Genomic DNA, 19,454 nt, shown 5'->3' on the forward strand with positions numbered 1-19,454 from the left:
GACCTGGAGCCGAACCCAGAGCCGGAGCCGGACCCAGAGCCGAAGCTGAGACCCGCGCCGGACTCGAAGCGGACACCGCAGCCGAGACGAGAGCCAGACCCAAAACAGACACCACAGCCAAAATGAACACCGGACCCAGAGCGGACGCCGGAGGTCGGGCGATTCTGGAGATGGGCGAGCGCCGGAAACGGGAAGGCACATCGGAACGTAGGCACCATGACGAAGTGAAGCGCGCCAGAATGGTACGGATGCATCGCCGTACTGTGGTTCTCGGACTCGGAGCCGTGGCGCTCGCCGGCTGCACGTCGCAGCGTGCCGATCAAGCGTCGCGCACGCCAAATGTGGCGACAAATCCGACATCTCTCGCGAGCTCGGGGCTGGCGACCCAGGGGCAAGAGGCGACCGCGACGCCGCCGACGAGGCCGGCGGGGCGGGCGCCCACGACGCGGTTCGCGGTCGGGACCCGCCGGCTGGCGTTGAAGCGCGGTGCCGACCGTCCCCTGCCGACCACCGTCTGGTTTCCGAAGAGCGATGGGCCTTTCCCGCTCATCCACTTCAGCCACGGCCTCTCCGCGAGCCCGAGCAGCTACAGCGATCTGCTGAGCTCGTGGGCGCGCGCCGGGTTCGTGGTGGCCGCGCCGGCCTATCCGCACACTTCGGCGGGTGCGCGCGAGTTCAACGTGATCGACGTGCTCAATCAGCCGGCCGACGCCTCGTACGTCATCACCCAGGTCTTGACGGAAACCGCCGCCGACCCGCAGCGCGTCGCGGCCGCGGGGCACTCGGCGGGCGGGGTGACCACGATCGGCATGTTCAGCAGCAGCCGGGACGAGCGCCTGGTCGCCGGGGTCGTGCTGGCCGGCCGGCAGGTGCTCGGGTCGCCGTTCAGCGGGGCGGCGGCGCCGCTGCTCTTCGTGCACGGCCGGCGTGATCAGGTGGTCGGCTACGGCGAAGGACGCGCGGCCTACAACGCGGTGCCGTGGCCCAAGGCCTTCCTCAGCGTCACGCAGGGCGGCCACATCGCGACGGGCGCGGCGTTCGACGTCGTGTCCACGACCACCACCGATTTCTGGCGATGGAGCCTGTACGGCGACACGGCCGCCCGCGAACGGCTCGGTCCGGACGCCCGTCGGGGCGGCGTGGCCACCCTGGACGACGAGCTGCCCTGACAGGCGCGGCCCGAAACCGACGACCCACCGTGACAAAGTCCGAGCGAACCCTCGACCCGCTGCGACAAAGGGCGAGCGATACCCACCACTCCCCGTGACAGAGGCCGCCCCAAACCAACGACGCCCCGTGACAAAGGCCAAGAGGCGACGGCCCGCCGCAACAAGGTCAGGAAGAGCCTCAGTGCAGCAGGTCCACCACGATCTTGCCGAAGATCTCGCCCGACTCCAGGCGGGCGAAGGCGTCACCCACCGCGCTGAAGCCGTACGTGGAGTCGACGATCGGCCGGACGCCGGTGGAGACGAGCAGGTCGAGCAGCGCCGACAGTTCGTCCCTGGTGCCCATCGTGCTGCCCAGGATGTCGAGCCGCATGGCGAACAGGCGCCGCAGGTCCACGGTGGCCAGATGGCCCCCCGTGGCGCCGCAGACGACGATGCGGGCGCCGGGCGCGCTGCACTTCATCGAGTGGTCGAAGGTGGGTGCGCCGACCGACTCGATCACCAGGTCGACACGCTCGGGGAGCCGGGCGCCCGGTTCGACCGCCGTGGCGCCGAGCTCCGCGATGCGCTCGCGCTTCTGCGGGTCGCGGCTGGTCGCGTACACCCTCTTGCGCATCGCCACGGCGAGCGCGACCGCCGCCGTCGCCACCCCGCCGCCGGCGCCCTGCACGAGCACCGCGGAGGCCTCGTCGGCCCGGCCTCGCGTGGTCAGCATGTGGTACGCCGTGAGCCAGGCCGTGGGCAGGCACGCCGCGTCCACGAACGACAGCCCGGCGGGCTTGGCCACCAGGCTCTCGGGCGGCACGGCCACCCGTTCGGCGAGCGTGCCCGGATGCCGTTCGGAGAGCAGCGACAGGCCGCGCGGGTCGGCGCCGTCGGCGACCACCGGGTAGATGACGACCTCGTTGCCCTCGGGGTCGACGCCGGCCGCGTCGCAGCCGAGGATCATCGGCAGCCGGTCGGCGGGCAGGCCCACGCCGCGCAGCGACCACAGGTCGTGCTGGTTGAGGGAGGCCGCCCGCACCTCGACGGTCACCCAGCCGTCCGGCGGGGTCGGCTCGGGCATGTCGCCCACGCGGAGCGCGGAGCGCGGGTTGGCGGGATCGGCGGCGATGGCGTAGGCGGCGCGCATAGCCGAAGACATTAACGGCCCGCCGCGCTTTTCGAAGCACGGCGGGCCGTCAATCAAGCGACCAGGAGTAGGCGACCGTCGATCAAGCGGCCACGAGCAGGCGACCGTCGATCAAGCGGCCACGAGCAGGCGGTCGTCAATCAAGCGGCCACGAGCAGGCGGCCGTCAATCAAGCGGCCACGAGCAGGCCGCCGGCGGCCGGGCGGTCAGGACGTGACGGCCGGGCGGGTCTGCGAGGAGGCCGGCTCCGGAGCGCTCCGCCGGGCCACCCCGTCGGCCTCGGCGGCGGCGGCCACCGCGGCGGCGACCGCCGGAGCGACGCGCGGGTCGAGCGGCGACGGCACGATCGCGTCGGGGCGCAGGTCGTCGGAGACCACGTCGGCGATCGCCTCGGCGGCCGCGACCTTCATGCGGGCGGTGATCGTGGAGGCGCGCACGTCGAGCGTGCCGCGGAAGATGCCCGGGAACGCCAGCACGTTGTTGATCTGGTTGGGGAAGTCGCTGCGGCCGGTCGCGACGATCGCCGCGTACTTGTGGGCGACCTCCGGCGCCACCTCGGGCGTCGGGTTGGCCAGGGCGAAGATGATGCCGCCCGGCGCCATGCCGGCGATCGCGCTCTCGGCGATCGCGCCGCCGGAGACCCCGATCAGCACGTCCGCTCCGATCAGCGCCTCGGCGATGCCGCCCGTACGGCCGGAGAGGTTGGTCGTCGCGGCCAGCTCGGCCTTCACCGAAGTGAGGTCGCCGCGCTCGGTGTGGATGATGCCCCGCGAGTCGCAGACGATGACGTTCGCGCCCTCGACGCCCGCCGCGATCAGCGTCTGGGTGATCGCCACCCCGGCCGCGCCGGCACCGCTGATCACGATGCGCAGGTCGGCGAAGCGGCGCCCGAGCAGCTTGGCGGCGTTGCGCAGCGCGGCCAGCGTGACCACCGCCGTGCCGTGCTGGTCGTCGTGGAAGACCGGGATGTCGAGCTCGGCGTCGAGCCGGCGCTCGATCTCGAAGCAGCGCGGCGCGCTGATGTCCTCGAGGTTGATGCCGCCGAACGACGGCGCGATCGCCTTGACCGCGGCGATGATGCCCTCGACGTCCTGCGTGCCGAGGCAGATCGGGATCGAGTCGACGCCGCCGAACTGCTTGAAGAGGATCGCCTTGCCCTCCATGACCGGCATCGCGGCCTTGGGGCCGATGTTGCCGAGCCCGAGCACCGCGGAGCCGTCGGTGACCACGGCGACCGTGTTGGCCGTCCACGTGTAGTCGTCGGCGAGCGCCTCGTCGTCGGCGATGGCCTCGCAGACGCGGGCGACGCCGGGGGTGTACGCGAGGGAGAGGTGATCGCGGCTCGCCAGCGGGACGGTCGCGTTGATCTCCATCTTGCCGCGCTTGTGGAGGTCGAAGACGGGGTCGGCGGCGAGGGCGGGATCGAGCTCGAAACTGAAGTAGGACACGGTGACTCCAACCGGCATCAGGACGTTGTCGAGGCGTTCACCGATCGCACGGCGAAAGTGTGCGCCGGACCGGGACGCGATGCGGGGATCACCCGTAACAGCTGTAGCAGCGCGAGTGTGCGCTGCTACGACCGAACCCTAACGTAGCCGACCGAGGCGCGGATAGTAGCGAATTAACACCCGGCCGATGACATCCGCCACCCCGTACGCCCGGGAGTCGTCCTCCACCAGGGAGTTGTCCCCCTCGATCCACCAGCCGCCGTCCTGTTCCCGCACCGCGCGCTTGACGACGAGTAGGTCGGGCCGGGAGCGGAAGCGGGCCACGACGATCCGGCCCGGCCGCGCGTGGCGAGCACCCCGCCGCACGAGCAGCGCGTCGCCGGAACGCAGGGTCGGCGCCATCGAGGGTCCGCGGACGAGAACCGCGAACAGTGGTGAAGGCATCCGTCCTCCGTCGCGTTACCGAGTAGGTGTAAGGGGTAGTGTCAACCACGGATCATCGCAACCCGTATGGAGGAGTCCTGATGCGACTTCCGCGTTTCCTCATGCCTAAGACCGTGGTCAGCGCCCACTGCGACCTGCCCTGTGGCGTCTACGACCCGGCCCAGGCCCGTATCGAGGCCGAGTCGGTCAAGGCGATTCAGGAGAAGTACCAGGCGAACACCGACCCGGAGTTCCGCACCCGCGCCATCCTGATCAAGGAGCAGCGGGCCGAGCTCGTGAAGCACCACCTCTGGGTGCTGTGGACCGACTACTTCAAGGCGCCGCACTTCGAGAAGTACCCGCAGCTGCACCAGCTGTTCAACGAGGCCACCAAGCTGGCCGGCGCCGCGGGCGCCAAGGGCTCGCTCGACCCGGCCGTCGGCGACCAGCTGCTCGCCAAGATCGAGGAGATCTCCAAGATCTTCTGGGAGACCAAGCAGGCGTGAGCTCCGCGACGGCGGTGGGCGCGCACAGCGCCTGCCGTCGTCGCGTCGCTTCCGGCCAGCGGCTAGAGTCCGTGGCGTTGGGAGGATGACACGGTGACTCTGACGGACGCACACCCGGATCCGGCGATCGGCGACGACGTCGTCATGCTCACCGTGCCCGCCGACGGTGGATACCTCGGCGTGTTGCGCACCGCCACGGCCGGCCTCGCCGCCCGGCTCCACTTCGCCCTCGACGAGATCGAGGACCTGCGCATCGCCGTCGACGAGGCGTGCGCGATGCTTCTCGCCATAGCGACCCGCGGCGCCGAGCTCGACTGCCGCTTCGCCGTCACCGAGGACGCCCTGACCGTCGAGGTCACCGTGACGACCGTGCGCGGGGCCAAGCTGCCCGCCGAGTCGTCCTTCGCGTGGAAGGTGCTGACCGCCCTCACCACGTCGGCCACCGCCGAGGCGACGGGCCAGCGCGCCACGATCCGCCTCGTGACGCGCCGGGTGAACGTCTAGCGCGTGACCGCCGCGATGTAATCCAAGTGCCGCGCCGCGGCCTTCGTCGCCGACTCCGCGTCGCGCATCGACAGGCAGTCGAGCAGCAGCCGGTGGTCCGCGTCGATCTGCCGCCAATAGCCCGGCGGCAGGTTGTCGATGACCTCCTCGCCGAACGACGCGTGATAGAGCGGCCGCACCACCAGCTCGAAAAGCGGGTTGCCGGTCGCCTTGGCCACCGCCATGTGGAACGTGGCGTGCGCCGCCAGCATCGTGTCGAAGTCGTCGATCGCCGGGTCGAAGAGCGCGCCGTGTATCTCGGCCAGGTGCTCGTCGTCGCGGCGCACCGCGGCGAGCCCGGCGGCCGGCACCTCCAGCGCCCTGCGCAGCTCGAGCAGGTCGGCGAGGCCGACGTCGGCCGAGTTGGTCAGCAGCGTGAACCCGGTGGCGAGCCCGTCGGCGAGCTGCTCGGCATCGGGATGCGCGACGAAGCTCCCGCCGGTGACGCCGCGGGTGGTCACGATCAGATGCTGGCTCGCCAGCAGGCGTAATGCCTCCCGGACCGTGCTGCGGCTGACGCCGGTCTTGACGCACAGCTCCGGCTCCGGCGGCAGTCGCTCGCCGGGCTGCAGTCGTCCCGAGGTGATGTCCGCCCGTAACTCGTCCGCCAGCAACTGATACGCGGGCGGCCGCACCGTTGATCCGGTCACTCCCACAGGGTAGGCCCTGATACCCGTAATCAGGTGAGTTAATCGATGCCCAGTGCTCTCGTACTTGCCGGAAGCACGACCAGAAGACCCACAAGCACGCCCAGGGCCATCAGCACAACACCTAGCCAGAGCGGATTCACCTGGATGAGGAAGCCGCCCGTAGCGATCATGAAGAGCTGGATGACGATCGCCGGGCCGCGGCTGCCGCGCCGCCGCTGCCCGAGGAAGCGGGCGACGAAGAAGACGAAGACGACGCCGATCGCGGCGAGGACGGTCAGCGACGCCGCCACGCCCACGTTCACGTCGTCACTCGTCAGATCGAGGACGAGCAGCCACACCGTGAGCGCGGCCAGGGCGGCGCACTCCAGGTAGAGCAGCCGCACCGCCCACACCAGGGTCGAGGGGTTGTCAACGACTGACTTCTCACCGGTCACAGCAGCACCATACCGACAGTGTTTCGGGCGCTTCCCGGGTACAGTGCCGCGCATGCGAGCGTTACTGCTGGTCAACCCCAAGGCTACGACCACCAGCGAGCGCAGCCGGGACGTCCTGGTCCGTGCCCTGCGCAGCGCCGTGGACCTGTCGGTGGAGTACACGACCCGCCGCGGCCACGCCACCGCCCTGGCCCGCACGGCCGCCGAGAGCGGCGTCGACGTGGTGGTCACGCTCGGTGGCGACGGCACGGTCAACGAGGCGGTCAACGGCCTGATGACCGCCGAGGCGGCGCTGAGCGGCATGACCGGCTCGCGCGCCCAGGCCCTGCCGGCGCTCGCGGTGGTGCCCGGCGGCTCCACCAACGTCTTCGCCCGGGCGCTGGGCCTGCCCCGCGACTGGGCCGAGGGCACCAGCGTGATCCTCGACGGCCTGCGCGACGGGCGGCACAGGGTGATCGGCCTGGGCCGGGCCGACGACCGTTACTTCACCTTCGCCGCCGGCGTCGGCTTCGACGCCGCCGTGGTGCGCCGCGTCGAGCAGGCCCGGCTGCGCGGGCGTACGTCGACGCCGGCCCTCTACTTCCGCTCGATCGTCGGCCAGTTCTTCGGCGACGACCGCAAGACCCCGCCGCTGACCATCGAGCGGCCCGGCGAGCCGGCCGAGAGCGACCTCGGCACGGTCATCGTGCAGAACACGGCGCCCTGGACCTATCTCGGCGACCGCCCGATCAACCCGAACCCCAGCGCCTCGTTCGACCGCGGCCTCGACGTGCTCGCGCTGCGTGGTCTCGCGGTGACCAGCACGACACGCACGATGGCTCAACTCGCCACGCGCAAGGGCGATCCCAGTGGCAAGCAGGTGCTGCAACTGCACGACCAGGACGAATTCACCGTGGTGGCGTCGCGTCCGCAGCCCTTCCAACTCGACGGCGACTATCTCGGCGAGCGCCAGAAGGTGCACTTCGTGTCCGTTCCCGAGGCACTGCGTGTGATCTGCTGATGACTGGGTAGCCAACCTCACGATCTGTTACAGAAAGTCGGTCAAAAGAGCGGCAGAAGGGCCGGGACCGTACTACATTGATGGGAGCGTTCGTCACTCGGTCCTGGCAGTAGCCCCAGAACCGGACAAAGGGGCCGTGAGCCAGCTCACCCGCCGGGAGAAACTTCTGGCGCTACCCTTGACATCGCCAGAGTTCGTGAAAGCATTCACAAGCGATATGAAGTAACCGGTTGCTGCTTGCGTGCGTTCCTAATTCGGATGCGCCGAACGGCTTCCGCTAACACAAAAGGCTTGCTGACGCACGGCGAGCGGAGGGTTCCAGCCCACCGGCCGCCCACGCGCATGCATAGGTAAACCAGTAACGCGATTCATTACCCCATCCGAAACAAGGAGTGTTGCCGCCATGGACTGGCGTCACGATGCGATCTGCCGCGACGAGGACCCGGAGCTGTTCTTCCCGATCGGGACGTCCGGCCCCGCGCTCCTGCAGGTCGAGCAGGCCAAGGCCGTGTGCCGGCGGTGCCCGGTGACCGAGGACTGCCTCTCGTGGGCGCTCGAGTCGGGTCAGGACGCCGGCGTCTGGGGCGGGATGAGCGAAGACGAGCGGCGCGCCGTGAAGCGTCGCGGCGGCCTGCGGGTCGGCGCTCCCACCGCCTGAACCAAATCCCCCACAGCATTTGCGCCCCGGGCCGATCGGCACCGGGGCGTCTTGCTGTTTCCGGTCGATTACTGAGCGCGCCGAATCCTGAGAGGATCCTTGAGGGTTCGCCGAGCGCGCCAATTCGATCACGTTGGGTTCCATCGAGAATCCACGAAATGATCTCGAAATTGCCGACCGCCGCCACGAATGGTCCACATTCTCCATACGCACCGTCGCGGCCTTATGCGGCAACGGGATAGTGACTCTGCGTCATGGCCACGCGGGAGATCACGAGGCGTACGAGATCGGGCGCGTCACCGAGCGGCGGAGCGATCGCCACGGCCCCGGCGTCGAGGGCCGAGCGCACCGCGAGGTCGTAGAGGTAACCGGGAGCGAGGAAGTAGGCCGCCATTCCGACCCGGCCCCGCAGGGCGCTCACAGCACCGCCGGGGCGCGGAAGGGCACCCGAGGCATAGGCGACGGCGCACGGGAGGCTCAGGCGGGCGCTGAGGGCCTCCGCGGCCCACGTGATCGTTTCGCGCGCCGCCGCGTCGCGCGTGCCGGCGGCGGCGAGCACCACGCCGTCGAGCCCGTCGACCGGCAGGCGCTGGATCAGCCCGCCGAGCAGCAGCCCCGAGACGTCCCGATCGGTGGGGCCGAGGACCTCGGCGAGCGTCACCTGGATCGGCAGGGTGGCCGCGGCCTCCACGACCGCGGGCACGTCCACGCGCCCGTGATAGGCCGCCGTCAACAGCAACGGCACCACGACGACCCGGGAACCCGCCGGCAGGGCCGAGAGGACGTCCAGGGGGCGCGGCCCCGCGTGGTCCAGATATGACGCGCGGACGTCCCAGTCACGGCGCGAGCGCCGCACCGCGCGGGCCAGCGCCTCGGTGGAGGCGGCGGCCCGCGGGTCGCGGCTGCCGTGCGCGACCAGCAGGACGGTCAGACGTGCAGACCGCATTCGGTCTTCTCGAACATCGCCCAGCGGCCGGCACGCGGGTCCTCGCCGGCCTTGGTGCGCCGGGTGCACGGCCAGCAGCCGATCGAGCCGTAGCCCTTCTTGAACAGCTCGTTGACCGGCACGTTCCAGCGGCTGATGTAGCGGTCGACGTCGGCCTGGGTCCACGCCGCGATCGGGTTGACCTTGACCTTGCCCTTCTTGGCGTCGAACGCGACCACCGGCGTGTTGGCGCGGGTCGGCGACTCGTCGCGGCGCAGGCCGGTGGCCCACGCGTCGTAGTCGGCCAGGGCGCGCTCCAGCGGCTCCACCTTGCGCAGGAAGCAGCACTCGTCGGGGTTGCGGGCGAACAGCCGGGGACCGTACTCGCCGTCCTGCTGGCCGACCGTCAGCCGGGGCCGGATCGAGCGGACGTTGACGTTCATCGTGGCGGCGACGATGTCGCGCACCTTCAGCGTCTCGGGGAAGTGCAGGCCGGTGTCGAGGAAGACCACGTCGACGCCGGGCGAGACGCGCGAGAAGACATGCGCCACGACCGCGTCGGCCATGGAGCTGGTCACGCAGAAGCGGTCGCCGAAGGTGTCGGTCGCCCACTTGGCGATCACCTCGGCGGGGGCGCCTTCGAGCTCGCGCGCCGCGTCGCGGGCGAGCGCCTCCAGCTCGTCGCGGGAGCGGCGGGTGGGGTCCTGGGCGGCGGCCGGTGCGCCGAGATTGACCAGGTTGAGAGAGGTGGCGGCCACGATGGTCATTTCTTGACTCCCCGAGATAGCAAGCCGTTGAACTTCACCGTGAAAACGCGGGCGCAGGAGTGGCACTCCCACGCGCCGTGCGATGCCTCGTTCGGGTAGAGGTCCTCTTCCCCGCAGTAGGGGCAGTAGAGAGGGGTGGATCTGGCGTCGCTCATTTCAGGAGCTCCTCGTCGGCGCGGAGCACCCAGTGGGCGAACGTCTCGTCGGACGACGCCCGGTCGCCGAGGTAGTTGCGGGCGAGCTTCTCCACGTACCCCGGAAGCTCCTCCGCCGTGGCCTTGAGACCGCGCAGCTTGCGGCCGAAGCCGGACGTCTGCCCCTGCGCCATGCCGAGGCCGCCGCCGAGGTGCACCTGGAAGCCCTCGACCTGCTCGCCGTGCGCGTTCATCACCAGCTGGCCCTTGAGGCCGATGTCGGCGACCTGGGTGCGGGCGCAGGCGTTCGGGCAGCCGTTGATGTGGATCGAGATGTCGGCGTCGAAGTCCTTCAGCCGCTCCTCGAGCCGGGCCACCAGCTCCTCGCCGCGCGCCTTGGTCTCGACGATGGCGAGCTTGCAGTACTCGATGCCGGTGCAGGCCATCGTGCCGCGGCGCCACGAGGACGGGCGGGCCTCCAGCCCGATCGCGCGCAGCCCGCCGATCAGGGACTCGACCTTGTCATCGGCGACATCGAGGACCAGGAGCTTCTGGTACGCCGTGAGGCGCACCCGGTCGGAGCCGTGCTCCTCGACGACGTCGGCAAGCCGCGCGAGCTGGGTGCCGGACGTCCGGCCGACCACCGGAGCGGCGCCGATGTAGTTGAGCCCGTCCTTCTGCCGGTGCACGCCGATGTGGTCGATCGGCTTGGCCGGCAGCTCCGGCGGCGGCCCGTCGATGAGGGCCTTGCCCAAGTACTCCTTCTCGAGCACCTCGCGGAACTTCTCGACGCCCCAGTCGGCGAGCAGGAACTTGAGCCGGGCGCGGTTGCGCAGCCGCCGGTATCCGTAGTCGCGGAAGATGCCGACCACGCCCTCCCAGACGTCCGGGATCTCCTCGAGCGGGACCCAGACGCCGAGGCGCTCGGCGAGGCGCGGGTTGGTGGACAGGCCGCCGCCGACCCAGAGGTCGAAGCCGGGGCCGTGCTGCGGGTGGACGACGCCGACCAGCGAGATGTCGTTGGTCTCGTAGGGCCCGTCGGCCAGCCAGGAGATCTGCGACTTGAACTTGCGCGGCAGGTTGGAGTAGCGCGGGTCGCCGATGTAGCGCTTGAGGATCTCGTCGATCGCGGGCGTCGCGTCGACGACCTCGTCGGCCGCCACCCCGGCGACCGGCGAGCCGAGCACGACGCGCGGGCAGTCACCGCACGCCTCGGTGGTCTGCAGGCCGACCGCCTCGAGCCGGCGCCAGATCTCCGGCACGTCCTCGACGCGGATCCAGTGGAGCTGGATGTTCTGCCGGTCGGTGATGTCGGCGGTGTCGCGGCCGAACTCCCGCGAGATCTCCGCGATGGTGCGAAGCTGGGCGAGGCTCAGCGCGCCGCCGTCGACGCGGACGCGGAGCATGAAGAACTCGTCCTCGAGCTCGTGCGGCTCGAGCACGGCCGTGCGCCCGCCGTCGATGCCGGCCTTGCGCTGGGTGTAAAGCCCCCACCAGCGGAAACGGCCGCGCAGGTCCTGCGGGTCGATCGACGAGAAGCCGCCGTGGGCGTAGATGTTCTCGATGCGGGCGCGAACGTTGAGCGGGTTGTCGTCCTTCTTGATCCGCTCGTTGGGGTTCAGCGGCTCACGGTGTCCGAGCGCCCACTGGCCCTCGCCACGCGCCTTGCGGGGGCGGGCGGCGGGGACGGCGGGTGTGCTGCTGGGCGCCATGTCGGCGGTCCTCCGGGCTAGGGTGGGCGCGGGAGGACGCTGGGGCCGTGGAGAGGACTCGCGACGTCAGTGTCAGGAGTGGCCGGCCGCGTCTCGCGCGCCCGGAACACAATCGGGCGGCGTCAGGAAGCCGGACACATCGCGCTGCGGACACGCCCGTAGTCAACGTGGCGGCGGGCCACGAAGCGGCGGTCAACTGCAGCGGTCATGTCGGCTAGCCTCTCACGCCCGACCAATCTCGGCCAGTGTGGTCCAGATTTCGAGAATGTGTCACGCGGCATAGATCACCTCTCGGCTCACCTCTTGCCGAGCGGCACCACGAGCACCGCCTCGGTGCCGCCACCAGCGCGATTGCGCAGCTCGATGCTGCCGCGCAGCTCGCCGGTGGCCAGCGCCCGCACGATCTGGAGGCCGAGCCGCCCGCCCGCGTCGAACCCCTCCGGCAGGCCCTGCCCGTTGTCGGCGACCGTGACGTGCAGCTGCTTGCGGAACCGGTGGGCCGACACCACCACCTCGCCCACCTCGCTGGGCGACGGCGGCTCCGGCTCGCCGTCCTCGTCCTCGTTCGCCGGGAAGCCGTGCTCGACCGCGTTGATCAGCAGCTCGTTGAGCACCATCACCAGCGACGTGGCGATCTCGGCGGGCAACACGCCGAATGTGCCCTCGCGCCGCATCTTGACCTGGATGCTGGTCGCTGCCACCTCGGTCGCCGCGGTCGCCACCCGGTCGACGATGCCGTCGAACTCGACCGCCTCGTCGCTCGACATCGACAGCGTCTCGTGCACCAGCGCGATGGAGGCGACCCGGCGCACCGACTCCTGGAGCGCCATCCGGGCCTCGGGGGCGTCCACCCGGCGGGCCTGGAGGCGCAGCAGCGCGGCGACCGTCTGGAGGTTGTTCTTGACCCGGTGGTGGATCTCGCGGATCGTCGCGTCCTTGGTCATCAGCGCGCGGTCCCGGCGGCGCACCTCGGTCACGTCGCGCACCAGCACGAGCGCCCCGATCGGCACGCCGGCCGGCAGCAGCGGCAGCGCCCGGGTCAGCACGGTCGCGCCGCGCGCCTCCACCTCCTGCCGGGGCGGGAACTCGCCCCGGAGCGCGGCGAGGATGCGCTCGGCCGCGTCGTTGCCCTCCAGCGGATCGGCGGCGAGCCGGCTGATCAGCATCGAGAGCTCCTCGCCGACCAGGTGCGCGTTGAAGCCGAGGCGCCGGAACGCCGACTGCGCGTTCGGGCTCGCGTACGTCACCTTGCCCCCGGCGTCGAGACGCGCCAGGCCGTCGCCGACCCGGGGCGCGGACGTGGTCTCGCCCGGGTGCCGCGGCGGCGGGAAGGTGCCGTCGGCGACCATCTGGGCCAGGTCGTCGGCGGTGGTGAGGTAGTTGAGCTCCAGCTGGCTGGGGGTGCGCGCGGTGGAGAGGTTGGTGTCCCGGCCGATCACCGCGATCACCTGGCTCCAGCCCTCCTCGCGCGCGGTCTCGTCGCGCAGCCGTACGGGGATCGCCTCGTGCCGGGCGGGGGTGTCGCCGTACCACACCGGGTCGCCCTCACGCCAGATGCGCTCCTGGGTGAAGGCGATGTCCAGGTGCGCCACCTCCGGGCCGCCCACGATCTTGCCGACCTGATCGTCCTGGTACGCGGTGGGCGCGCTGTTGGGCCGCACCTGCGCGACGCACAGGTACTCCCGCGGCTGCCCGTCCTCCCGCTTCACCGGCACCCAGAGGAGCAGGTCGGCGAAGGAGAGGTCGGACAGCAGCTGCCAGTCACCCGCGAGCCGGTGCAGGTGGTCGATGTCGGCAGGGCCCAGGGAGGTGTGTTCCTCGGCCAGATCACGCAACGTGGACACGCAGCAAGCTTTCCACGTCCGTGTTTCCGCTTGCCTAAAGAGTCGTGGTGACCTTCTTCAAGCCGCGAGGCGCGTCGGGGTCCTCGCCACGGGCCAGCGCCAGGGCGAGGGCCAGCTTCTGCAGGGGGAGGATGTCGAGCAGGGCGCTGTAGCGCTCGTCGGCCACCGCGGGCACGGCCAGCCGCCCGGAGGCGCCGGTCACGTCGGTCGCACCGACCGTCACCACGTCGGCCCGGCGCTCGGCCAGCCGGGCGACCACGTCGCGCATCGAGCGCCCGCCCGGGCCGTCGCCGACCACGGCCAGCACCGGCACGTCGGGGTCGGTCATCGCCAGCGGCCCGTGCAGCAGGTCGGCGCCCGAGAACGACAGGGCCGGCAGGTACGAGGTCTCCATCAGCTTGAGCGCGGCCTCGCGGGCGGTCGGGTAGGCGTACCCCCGAGCGGTCGTGACCATGCGGGAGGCGAACCGGTAGCGCTGGGCGAGCTCGTCGGCGGCCGGGTCGCCGAGCGCGTCCTCGGCGAGCTGGGGCAGCTTGTCCAGCGCGGCGCGCTCGTCGTCGGGGAGCCGGCCGTCGCCCGCCCGGATGCCCTCGACGAGCAGCAGCAGCGCGAGCAGCTCGGCCGTGTAGGTCTTGGTGGCCGCGACGGCCCGCTCGTGCCCGGCGGCGACGTCGATCGACAGCTCGGCGGCCTGGGCGAGCGGCGAGGACGGGTTGTTGGTCACCGCGAGGGTGAGGCCGCCGGTCTCGCGGGCGGTCCGGAGCACGCCGGTGAGGTCCGGGGAGCCGCCGCTCTGGCTGACGCCGATCACGAGGGTGCCGGAGAAGTCGGGCCGGGCGCCGTAGAGCGTGATCGCGCTCGGCGAGGCGCTCGCCACGGGCAGGCCGAGGCGGATCTCGGTGAGGTACGCGCCGTAGAGCGCGGCGTGGTCGGAGGTGCCGCGGCCGACGAAGACCACGTTGCGCGGCTTGCGGCGGGCCACCTCGGCGGCGACCGCGGCGATCTCGGCGGCGTGCTCACCCGCGAGCAGCCGGGCGAAACCACCGGGTTGTTCCGCGATGTCCGCCGCCATGCCCTGGCCTCGCTGTGTCACGTGTTCCTCCCCTGATGAGCACCTATCGCGCAATCGCTGCGCAGTCTTGCAAGAAACAGCTTAGATCGTCAATGTTTCGAGCACTAATGCGCAGCAAACGGATGCTGACATCCTCGCTCCCACCACGTACTGTTCTGCACCGTGGATGTACGCCGCGCCGCCGACCGCGCGCTTGAGCAGGCAAGATCTGCTCTGGCGCGGGACGAGCCAGAGAAAGCAGCCGATCACCTGGCCGGGGCGCTGGCACACGCACCCGCCCTGCCCGAGGCGCACGAGCTGCTCAGCCGTCTGGCCGCCCGCCCCGGCGGTGGCCTCGACCTCTTCCAGGTCGGCCCGCACACGTCCGCCGGGCGCCTCGCCGCCCGCGCCCACCTGCTCGCCGCCGCCGGCCGCCCCGAGGACGGCCTGCCGCTGCTCACCGCCGCGAGCGGGCACGCGCCCGCGGCCGACTGGGCCGGCGTGCCCTGGGTCGCCGAGCCCGCCCTGGGCGTGCGCATCGAGCCCGGCCTGCTCGCCCAGATTCTCATGCGCCTGTGCACCCGGGTGGGTGAACCGGCCCCGCCCACGCTGCGCCCCTACCTGACCGTGGTGCGGCACGCGATCGCCGCCCACCCCGAACACGCGATGCTGCTCGGCGCCGGGTCCGCGCTCGCCCGCCGGGTCGGCGAGCACGAGCTGGCCGTCGACTGGGCCGCCCGCGGCGCCCGGGTGCGCCCGTCCAAGCTCGGCGAGATCTGGCTGGGGTACGCGTACCGTAGCGCCGGCCGCCTGCCCGAGGCGCTCGCCGCGCTGCGCCGGGCGGTCGCCCACGACCCCGACGACCTCTCGGTCTACGCCGACATCGCCGGCACCCTGGCCGACAACGGCCGCCTCGAGGACGCGCTCAGCTGGGTCGAGCGCGCGCTCGAACGCGACCCCGACTACGACTGCGCGGTGCACACCGCCCACCGGCTGCGATTCCGCGCCGACGGCGACCTGATGCACCTGGTCCGGCTCGCCGACTACATCCGCGACCACCCCGACGAGTCGCACGAGCACACCGACCTCGCCGACTGCTGCCGCGACGCCTCGTGGCTCGGCGGCGCCCCGGCGGCGGCTCCCCTGCCCCGCGGCCACGCGCTCTCGGCCGGCGAGCCCTCGGCCGAGGCGACGCGCCGCCTGCGCCAGGTGGCCGCGCTGTCCTGGGCGCACCCGCCGGCGGCGTACGACGCGGCCGTACCGCTGATCATGCTGTCGCCCCAGGAGCTGACCGCGCTGCTGGCGCACCCGCCGGCCGACGTCGCGGCCGCCGAGATCTGGGCCTGCCTGGGCCTGCTGCACCACGGCGCCGAGGAGCCCTGGCTCGACTCGGCACGCCGGCGGCGGCTGCTCGCCCTGCTCGACGGCGGCCTCGACCGGGTGACCGAGGCCGCCCTCTTCGCGATGATCGTCGCGGCCTGGATCGACCCGTCGGCGCGCGACGACGTGGCAGCGGTGGTGACCGCCCGGCTCACCGAGGTGGCGTCCCGGCCGGCCGCACGGTCGGTGGCCGAGCTGGCCCTGGCCACGCCCGGGCTCGACCGGTCGACGCGTCAGCTGGCGGCCGCGATGACCCGGGTGCCGGTGGTCCCGCGCCCGCGCGGCCGCAACCGCCTGCTGCTGCGCTGGTCGTTCAAGCAGCGATAACGGCGATCAGGTCGCCCTCTTGGACCACGTCGCCCTCGTGCACCGCGAGCTCGGCGACCGTGCCCTCCGACTCCGCGAGCACGGGGATCTCCATCTTCATCGACTCGAGGATCACCAGGGTGTCGCCCTCGGCCACGGTGTCACCGGCGGAGGCCACGACCTTCCACACGTTCGCCACCATCTCGGCCCGGATCTCGTCGGCCATCGGTAATCCTCCTTCGCGTTGTGGGCTAGGTGCCGTCATCCAACCACGTATCAACGCCGACTACGATCAGCGCGGGAAACACCGCACTAACAGGAGCTGATCATGGCGAAGAAGGCCCGCAAGAAGAAGGCTCGCAAGAAGAGCAGCGCGAACCACGGCAAGCGCCCCAACAGCTGACGTCACGCACGAAAAAGCCCGGCGAACCGCCGGGCTTTTTCGTGTCTGTGCCGGTCAGGGCAGGAACTCGCGCGTCTCCACCTGCACCTCGAGCTGGTCGAGCTTGACCCGCAGCCGGTCACGCAGCTCGCGGGGCGCCTTCTCGTCGCCGCAGCAGCGGGACACCAGCGCCTTCACCTCGTGCTCGATGCCGTACTCGCGCAGGCAGCCGTCGCAGTCGTCCAGGTGCTTCTGGATCAGCGTCCGCCGGTCCTCGCTGCACTCCAGGTCGAGGTAGAGGTAGACCTCGGAGAGGACGATGTCGCAATCGGTGTCGTGCGTGTCGTCGTGGCCGCTCATCGGTTCACGCCTCCTGCGGTTCCGAAGCGGACCGGGTGATGCCCCGGTCGGCGGCGTACGTCTCCAGGGTCTTGCGCAGGTTGCGCCGGCCACGGTGCAGACGGGACATGACGGTGCCGATCGGCGTGCCCATGATGTCGGCGATCTCCTTGTACGAGAAACCCTCGACATCGGCGAGGTAGACGGCCAGGCGGAAATCCTCGGGCAGAGCCTGGAGGGCCTCCTTGATGTCGCTGTCCGGCAGGCGGTCCAGCGCCTCGGTCTCGGCCGAGCGCAGACCGGCCGACGTGTGCGACTCCGACGAGGCGAGCTGCCAGTCGGTGATCTCCTCGGTCGGCGCCTGCACCGGCTGGCGCTGCTTGCGCCGGTACGAGTTGATGTACGTGTTCGTGAGGATGCGGTACAGCCAGGCCTTGAGGTTGGTGCCCTCCTCGAACTGGTGGAACGCGGAGAACGCCTTCAGGAAGGTCTCCTGCACGAGGTCCTCGGCATCCGCGGGATTACGCGTCATCCGCAGGGCAGCCGCGTACAGCTGATCCACGAAAGGCAACGCGTCCCGCTCGAAGCGCGCCCGGCGCTCCTCGGTCCGTTCTGTCTGGGCCACCCTGAGCTCTCCCCTCGACCGCCCCGCCGAGGATACGGGTAGTGCCCCACCAGCGGCCTCGAAAACCGCCGGTGTGCTCACACTCACCGATGGGGGCGCGGGCTCCGCGGCCGGCCAATCGGGGGAATTCAGCAGATCCCGCACCCGAGTGACCTCCGGGCCCTCGCGCTCGAGGAAGTCCGTCCCGGCTCGCACCTCATTTACCCCTTCCGACGTACAAGCTCCGGCCCGTACAACCACGCGAGCGCAACTTGCATTCCGTCCTAATGGGCCCAGCCGTGCCTCCGCAGCCACCCGACCGCCAACTCAGCCGTCGTATTTACGTCTTTACGCAGGTCGTGGGTGGCGCCGGCCCGGACGACCACCTCGACGTCCGCGGTCGCCAGGGGCACGCCGAAGGGATCTCGATCACCGTTGAGCACCAGGGTGGGCACGCCGACGGGCAGCTCGCCGGCGCGGCTCTTCTCGGGCTTGCCCGGCGGATGCAGCGGAAAGGCGAGGCAGAGGACCCCCGCGGCCCCGAGCGTGGTCGCGGTCCGGCACGCGACTCGCGCTCCGCTGGAGCGCCCACCCACGATCAGAGGCAGCCGCGGTACGCCTTCGTGAGCGCCCGCCTCGTTCGCGGCGATCCTGTCCATGCCGGCCTGCTTGGCGCCGGCCTGGTTGGTGCCGGTCTGGTTGGCGCCGGCCTTGTTCACACCGGCGTGGTTGGCGCCGGCCTGGTTAGAACCGGTCTGGTTGGCGCCGGCCTTGTTCGCACCGGCGTGGTTGGCGCCGGCCCGGTTAGCGTCGGCCTTGTTCGCACCGGTGTGGTTGGCGCCGGTGTGGTTGGCGCTGATCGCCTGCACCACGGCCGTCCAGGCCTCGTCGAGCTGGCCGGCCGGGGCGGGCGCCCGCCGCCCGGCGACCCGGTAGGGCTGCGTCACGAGCGCCACCCGCACACCGGCGGCGACGGCGGCGTCATGAACGGCCGTCAGGTCGGGCGCGTCCACGCCACCACCGGCTCCGTGGCCCAGCACGAGCAGGCTGACGGGCGGACCGGCCGGTTCGGTGATCCTCAGGCCGGCCGGCCCGCGCGGTGTCTCGATCTCGGAGCTGATCACAGCCCCTATGTAATCAGCCTTCCCCGCCGCCGCGGGCCAAGGCTGTTGTGGTCAGCGGCTCGCCGGAACCGGTGACAAGGTGAGCAGCCGTCTGTCTTCCTCGTCGGGTTCGTCCTCGACGGACTCGCCGTTCGGCCCGACCCGCTCGCGCCAGGCCACCAGCATCGCGCGGCGCTCACGCGGCGTCGTGCCGCCCCAGACGCCGTGGCAGTCGCCGACCTGGAGCGCCCAGGCCAGGCAAGGACCCTGGACCGTGCAGGTGCCGCAGAGCGAGACAGCGCTCTCGGACGGTTCATTGGGCGCTGGAAAGAAAGTCTCCGGATCAACGGAACGGCAAGCGCCCCGTGTCCGCCAGGCCTCATCGGTGCGTCGCTCTCGGATCGCCTCGAGCAGTCGCGGGTCGCGTCGCGCGATGGCCACCTCGTGTGGCCGCGGCATGCGTGCCCGTGTCATCAGCCCACCTCCCCCGTGGGACCGGTCTTGCGTGTGGCGACCCGTCCGCACCGTGCGAACCGACACCACTCCGGCGCAGTTTTGTATCGCAGGCTAAGAGATCAGAACAAGGGTCTTATCTATCTTGAAACAAAGTTGCCTATTAAAAATGCAGACATTTCGCCGCGAAAACTCCAGTCGATCTTCCCCACTCCCAGCGAATCGTTACCCGCCCAGCACCCTCCGGGGGACTCGCTCATGGGACCGCTCCCACACGCCCGTGACGGCGCCTCCCGCGACGTTGATCATCGTCTGGCGCTAGCACATCCTCGCGGTCGGCGGGGGCTATCCACACTCCGGCTTGTCCACAGCGGCCGAACGCCGCTGGGCGACTTTCCAGGAGAATGACCTGCGGGGGCTCCCCCTGGGATAGGGCGGGCTCTGTGCTGGGCGGGCTCTGTGCTGGGCGGGCTCTGTGCTGGGCGGGCTCTGTG

Annotated in this window: 21 protein-coding genes and 2 pseudogenes; 7 read left to right on the top strand and 16 right to left on the bottom strand. The window is 71.0% G+C overall.

Annotation, left to right across the window (positions count from 1 at the left end; all coding sequences use genetic code 11):
- Positions 1-248: 248 nt before the first annotated feature.
- Positions 249-1,169, top strand: a complete 921-nt coding sequence (locus Ade02nite_RS42950; protein WP_203776754.1) for an alpha/beta hydrolase family protein — start codon at positions 249-251, stop codon at positions 1,167-1,169.
- Between the two features lie 178 nt (positions 1,170-1,347).
- Here Ade02nite_RS42950 and Ade02nite_RS42955 read toward each other — a convergent pair whose 3' ends face one another.
- The 3 genes from Ade02nite_RS42955 to Ade02nite_RS42965 form a co-directional block, all read right to left on the bottom strand.
- Positions 1,348-2,298 carry a zinc-binding dehydrogenase gene (locus Ade02nite_RS42955; RefSeq protein WP_203776756.1) on the bottom strand — a complete coding sequence of 317 codons (951 nt, stop codon included), beginning with the start codon at positions 2,296-2,298 and terminating at the stop codon, positions 1,348-1,350.
- Between the two features lie 206 nt (positions 2,299-2,504).
- Positions 2,505-3,764, bottom strand: a complete 1,260-nt coding sequence (locus Ade02nite_RS42960) for an NAD(P)-dependent malic enzyme (protein WP_275409991.1) — start codon at positions 3,762-3,764, stop codon at positions 2,505-2,507.
- A gap of 120 nt (positions 3,765-3,884) precedes the next feature.
- Complete coding sequence (locus tag Ade02nite_RS42965; protein ID WP_239169460.1) at positions 3,885-4,190, bottom strand: S24/S26 family peptidase; 306 nt, start codon at positions 4,188-4,190, stop codon at positions 3,885-3,887.
- Between the two features lie 80 nt (positions 4,191-4,270).
- Here Ade02nite_RS42965 and sodN point away from each other — a divergent pair, with 80 nt between their 5' ends.
- Both sodN and Ade02nite_RS42975 read left to right on the top strand, forming a co-directional pair.
- Positions 4,271-4,675 (top strand): superoxide dismutase, Ni, encoded by a 405-nt coding sequence (gene sodN / locus Ade02nite_RS42970; RefSeq protein ID WP_203776768.1) that lies wholly within the window; start codon positions 4,271-4,273, stop codon positions 4,673-4,675.
- A gap of 144 nt (positions 4,676-4,819) precedes the next feature.
- The gene (locus Ade02nite_RS42975; protein ID WP_203776801.1) at positions 4,820-5,179 is read left to right on the top strand and encodes a trypco2 family protein; all 360 of its coding nucleotides are present in this window, start codon (positions 4,820-4,822) and stop codon (positions 5,177-5,179) included.
- Here Ade02nite_RS42975 and Ade02nite_RS42980 read toward each other — a convergent pair.
- Together Ade02nite_RS42980 and Ade02nite_RS42985 are read right to left on the bottom strand one after the other, a co-directional pair.
- Positions 5,176-5,868 (bottom strand): FadR/GntR family transcriptional regulator, encoded by a 693-nt coding sequence (locus Ade02nite_RS42980; protein ID WP_203776770.1) that lies wholly within the window; start codon positions 5,866-5,868, stop codon positions 5,176-5,178. The two genes, Ade02nite_RS42975 and Ade02nite_RS42980, sit on opposite strands and share 4 nt — an antisense overlap.
- 38 nt (positions 5,869-5,906) lie before the next feature.
- Positions 5,907-6,302 (bottom strand): hypothetical protein, encoded by a 396-nt coding sequence (locus tag Ade02nite_RS42985; RefSeq protein ID WP_239169461.1) that lies wholly within the window; start codon positions 6,300-6,302, stop codon positions 5,907-5,909.
- Positions 6,303-6,354: 52 nt separating this feature from the next.
- Here Ade02nite_RS42985 and Ade02nite_RS42990 point away from each other — a divergent pair, with 52 nt between their 5' ends.
- Together Ade02nite_RS42990 and Ade02nite_RS42995 are read left to right on the top strand one after the other, a co-directional pair.
- Positions 6,355-7,302 (top strand): diacylglycerol/lipid kinase family protein, encoded by a 948-nt coding sequence (locus Ade02nite_RS42990; RefSeq protein WP_203776772.1) that lies wholly within the window; start codon positions 6,355-6,357, stop codon positions 7,300-7,302.
- 403 nt (positions 7,303-7,705) lie between these two features.
- A complete protein-coding gene (locus Ade02nite_RS42995; protein ID WP_203776774.1) occupies positions 7,706-7,960 on the top strand; it encodes a WhiB family transcriptional regulator in 255 nt (84 codons plus the stop codon).
- 223 nt (positions 7,961-8,183) lie between these two features.
- Here the strand turns inward: Ade02nite_RS42995 and Ade02nite_RS43000 are convergent, their stop codons facing one another.
- The 5 genes from Ade02nite_RS43000 to Ade02nite_RS43025 all read right to left on the bottom strand — a co-directional run bounded on the left by Ade02nite_RS43000 (position 8,184) and on the right by Ade02nite_RS43025 (position 14,414).
- Positions 8,184-8,906 (bottom strand): sirohydrochlorin chelatase, encoded by a 723-nt coding sequence (locus Ade02nite_RS43000; RefSeq protein WP_203776776.1) that lies wholly within the window; start codon positions 8,904-8,906, stop codon positions 8,184-8,186.
- Positions 8,888-9,652 (bottom strand): phosphoadenylyl-sulfate reductase, encoded by a 765-nt coding sequence (locus Ade02nite_RS43005; RefSeq protein WP_203776778.1) that lies wholly within the window; start codon positions 9,650-9,652, stop codon positions 8,888-8,890. The genes Ade02nite_RS43000 and Ade02nite_RS43005 overlap by 19 nt, the downstream gene beginning before the upstream one ends.
- Positions 9,653-9,803: 151 nt before the next feature.
- Positions 9,804-11,498, bottom strand: coding sequence for a nitrite/sulfite reductase (locus Ade02nite_RS43015; RefSeq protein WP_203776782.1), 1,695 nt, complete (start codon positions 11,496-11,498; stop codon positions 9,804-9,806).
- Positions 11,499-11,794: 296 nt separating this feature from the next.
- Positions 11,795-13,342 carry a sensor histidine kinase gene (locus Ade02nite_RS43020; protein WP_203776784.1) on the bottom strand — a complete coding sequence of 516 codons (1,548 nt, stop codon included), beginning with the start codon at positions 13,340-13,342 and terminating at the stop codon, positions 11,795-11,797.
- A 34-nt stretch (positions 13,343-13,376) separates the two neighbouring features.
- Positions 13,377-14,414: an SIS domain-containing protein gene (locus Ade02nite_RS43025; protein ID WP_203776805.1), complete on the bottom strand. Its 1,038-nt coding sequence runs from the start codon at positions 14,412-14,414 to the stop codon at positions 13,377-13,379.
- Between the two features lie 162 nt (positions 14,415-14,576).
- On the opposite strand from Ade02nite_RS43025, the gene Ade02nite_RS43030 reads away from it, so the two are divergent.
- Positions 14,577-16,100, top strand: a complete 1,524-nt coding sequence (locus Ade02nite_RS43030) for a tetratricopeptide repeat protein (RefSeq protein WP_379037554.1) — start codon at positions 14,577-14,579, stop codon at positions 16,098-16,100.
- Here Ade02nite_RS43030 and Ade02nite_RS43035 read toward each other — a convergent pair.
- Positions 16,087-16,305 (bottom strand): biotin/lipoyl-binding carrier protein, encoded by a 219-nt coding sequence (locus Ade02nite_RS43035; RefSeq protein ID WP_203776786.1) that lies wholly within the window; start codon positions 16,303-16,305, stop codon positions 16,087-16,089. The two genes, Ade02nite_RS43030 and Ade02nite_RS43035, sit on opposite strands and share 14 nt — an antisense overlap.
- Before the next feature lie 102 nt (positions 16,306-16,407).
- On the opposite strand from Ade02nite_RS43035, the gene Ade02nite_RS51010 reads away from it, so the two are divergent.
- Positions 16,408-16,482 carry a 50S ribosomal protein bL37 gene (locus Ade02nite_RS51010; protein ID WP_369752275.1) on the top strand — a complete coding sequence of 25 codons (75 nt, stop codon included), beginning with the start codon at positions 16,408-16,410 and terminating at the stop codon, positions 16,480-16,482.
- Between the two features lie 54 nt (positions 16,483-16,536).
- Here the strand turns inward: Ade02nite_RS51010 and rsrA are convergent, their stop codons facing one another.
- The 5 genes and pseudogenes from rsrA to Ade02nite_RS43060 form a co-directional block, all read right to left on the bottom strand.
- Entirely contained in the window at positions 16,537-16,821 is a 285-nt protein-coding gene (gene rsrA, locus Ade02nite_RS43040) for a mycothiol system anti-sigma-R factor (protein WP_203776793.1), read from the bottom strand.
- A gap of 4 nt (positions 16,822-16,825) precedes the next feature.
- Positions 16,826-17,620 (bottom strand): sigma-70 family RNA polymerase sigma factor, encoded by a 795-nt coding sequence (locus Ade02nite_RS43045; RefSeq protein WP_203776795.1) that lies wholly within the window; start codon positions 17,618-17,620, stop codon positions 16,826-16,828.
- Between the two features lie 68 nt (positions 17,621-17,688).
- Positions 17,689-18,018: pseudogene (locus Ade02nite_RS51015) on the bottom strand (alpha/beta hydrolase family protein); the annotation flags it as partial.
- Positions 18,019-18,249: 231 nt separating this feature from the next.
- Positions 18,250-18,528: pseudogene (locus Ade02nite_RS43055) on the bottom strand (alpha/beta family hydrolase); the annotation flags it as partial.
- Between the two features lie 51 nt (positions 18,529-18,579).
- Positions 18,580-18,981: a WhiB family transcriptional regulator gene (locus Ade02nite_RS43060; protein WP_203776797.1), complete on the bottom strand. Its 402-nt coding sequence runs from the start codon at positions 18,979-18,981 to the stop codon at positions 18,580-18,582.
- Positions 18,982-19,454 lie beyond the last annotated feature (473 nt).

It is taken from the genome of Paractinoplanes deccanensis (assembly GCF_016862115.1).
Lineage (GTDB): Bacteria > Actinomycetota > Actinomycetes > Mycobacteriales > Micromonosporaceae > Actinoplanes > Actinoplanes deccanensis.

Coding starts and splice junctions, on each gene's coding strand:
- Ade02nite_RS42950 (WP_203776754.1), top strand. CDS start 249: ATGCATCGCCGTACTGTGGTTCTCGGACTCGGAGCCGTGGCGCTCGCC.
- Ade02nite_RS42955 (WP_203776756.1), bottom strand. CDS start 2,298: ATGCGCGCCGCCTACGCCATCGCCGCCGATCCCGCCAACCCGCGCTCC.
- Ade02nite_RS42960 (WP_275409991.1), bottom strand. CDS start 3,764: ATGCCGGTTGGAGTCACCGTGTCCTACTTCAGTTTCGAGCTCGATCCC.
- Ade02nite_RS42965 (WP_239169460.1), bottom strand. CDS start 4,190: ATGCCTTCACCACTGTTCGCGGTTCTCGTCCGCGGACCCTCGATGGCG.
- sodN (WP_203776768.1), top strand. CDS start 4,271: ATGCGACTTCCGCGTTTCCTCATGCCTAAGACCGTGGTCAGCGCCCAC.
- Ade02nite_RS42975 (WP_203776801.1), top strand. CDS start 4,820: ATGCTCACCGTGCCCGCCGACGGTGGATACCTCGGCGTGTTGCGCACC.
- Ade02nite_RS42990 (WP_203776772.1), top strand. CDS start 6,355: ATGCGAGCGTTACTGCTGGTCAACCCCAAGGCTACGACCACCAGCGAG.
- Ade02nite_RS42995 (WP_203776774.1), top strand. CDS start 7,706: ATGGACTGGCGTCACGATGCGATCTGCCGCGACGAGGACCCGGAGCTG.
- Ade02nite_RS43000 (WP_203776776.1), bottom strand. CDS start 8,906: ATGCGGTCTGCACGTCTGACCGTCCTGCTGGTCGCGCACGGCAGCCGC.
- Ade02nite_RS43005 (WP_203776778.1), bottom strand. CDS start 9,652: ATGACCATCGTGGCCGCCACCTCTCTCAACCTGGTCAATCTCGGCGCA.
- Ade02nite_RS43015 (WP_203776782.1), bottom strand. CDS start 11,498: ATGGCGCCCAGCAGCACACCCGCCGTCCCCGCCGCCCGCCCCCGCAAG.
- Ade02nite_RS43025 (WP_203776805.1), bottom strand. CDS start 14,414: ATGGCGGCGGACATCGCGGAACAACCCGGTGGTTTCGCCCGGCTGCTC.
- Ade02nite_RS43035 (WP_203776786.1), bottom strand. CDS start 16,305: ATGGCCGACGAGATCCGGGCCGAGATGGTGGCGAACGTGTGGAAGGTC.
- rsrA (WP_203776793.1), bottom strand. CDS start 16,821: ATGAGCGGCCACGACGACACGCACGACACCGATTGCGACATCGTCCTC.
- Ade02nite_RS43060 (WP_203776797.1), bottom strand. CDS start 18,981: ATGACACGGGCACGCATGCCGCGGCCACACGAGGTGGCCATCGCGCGA.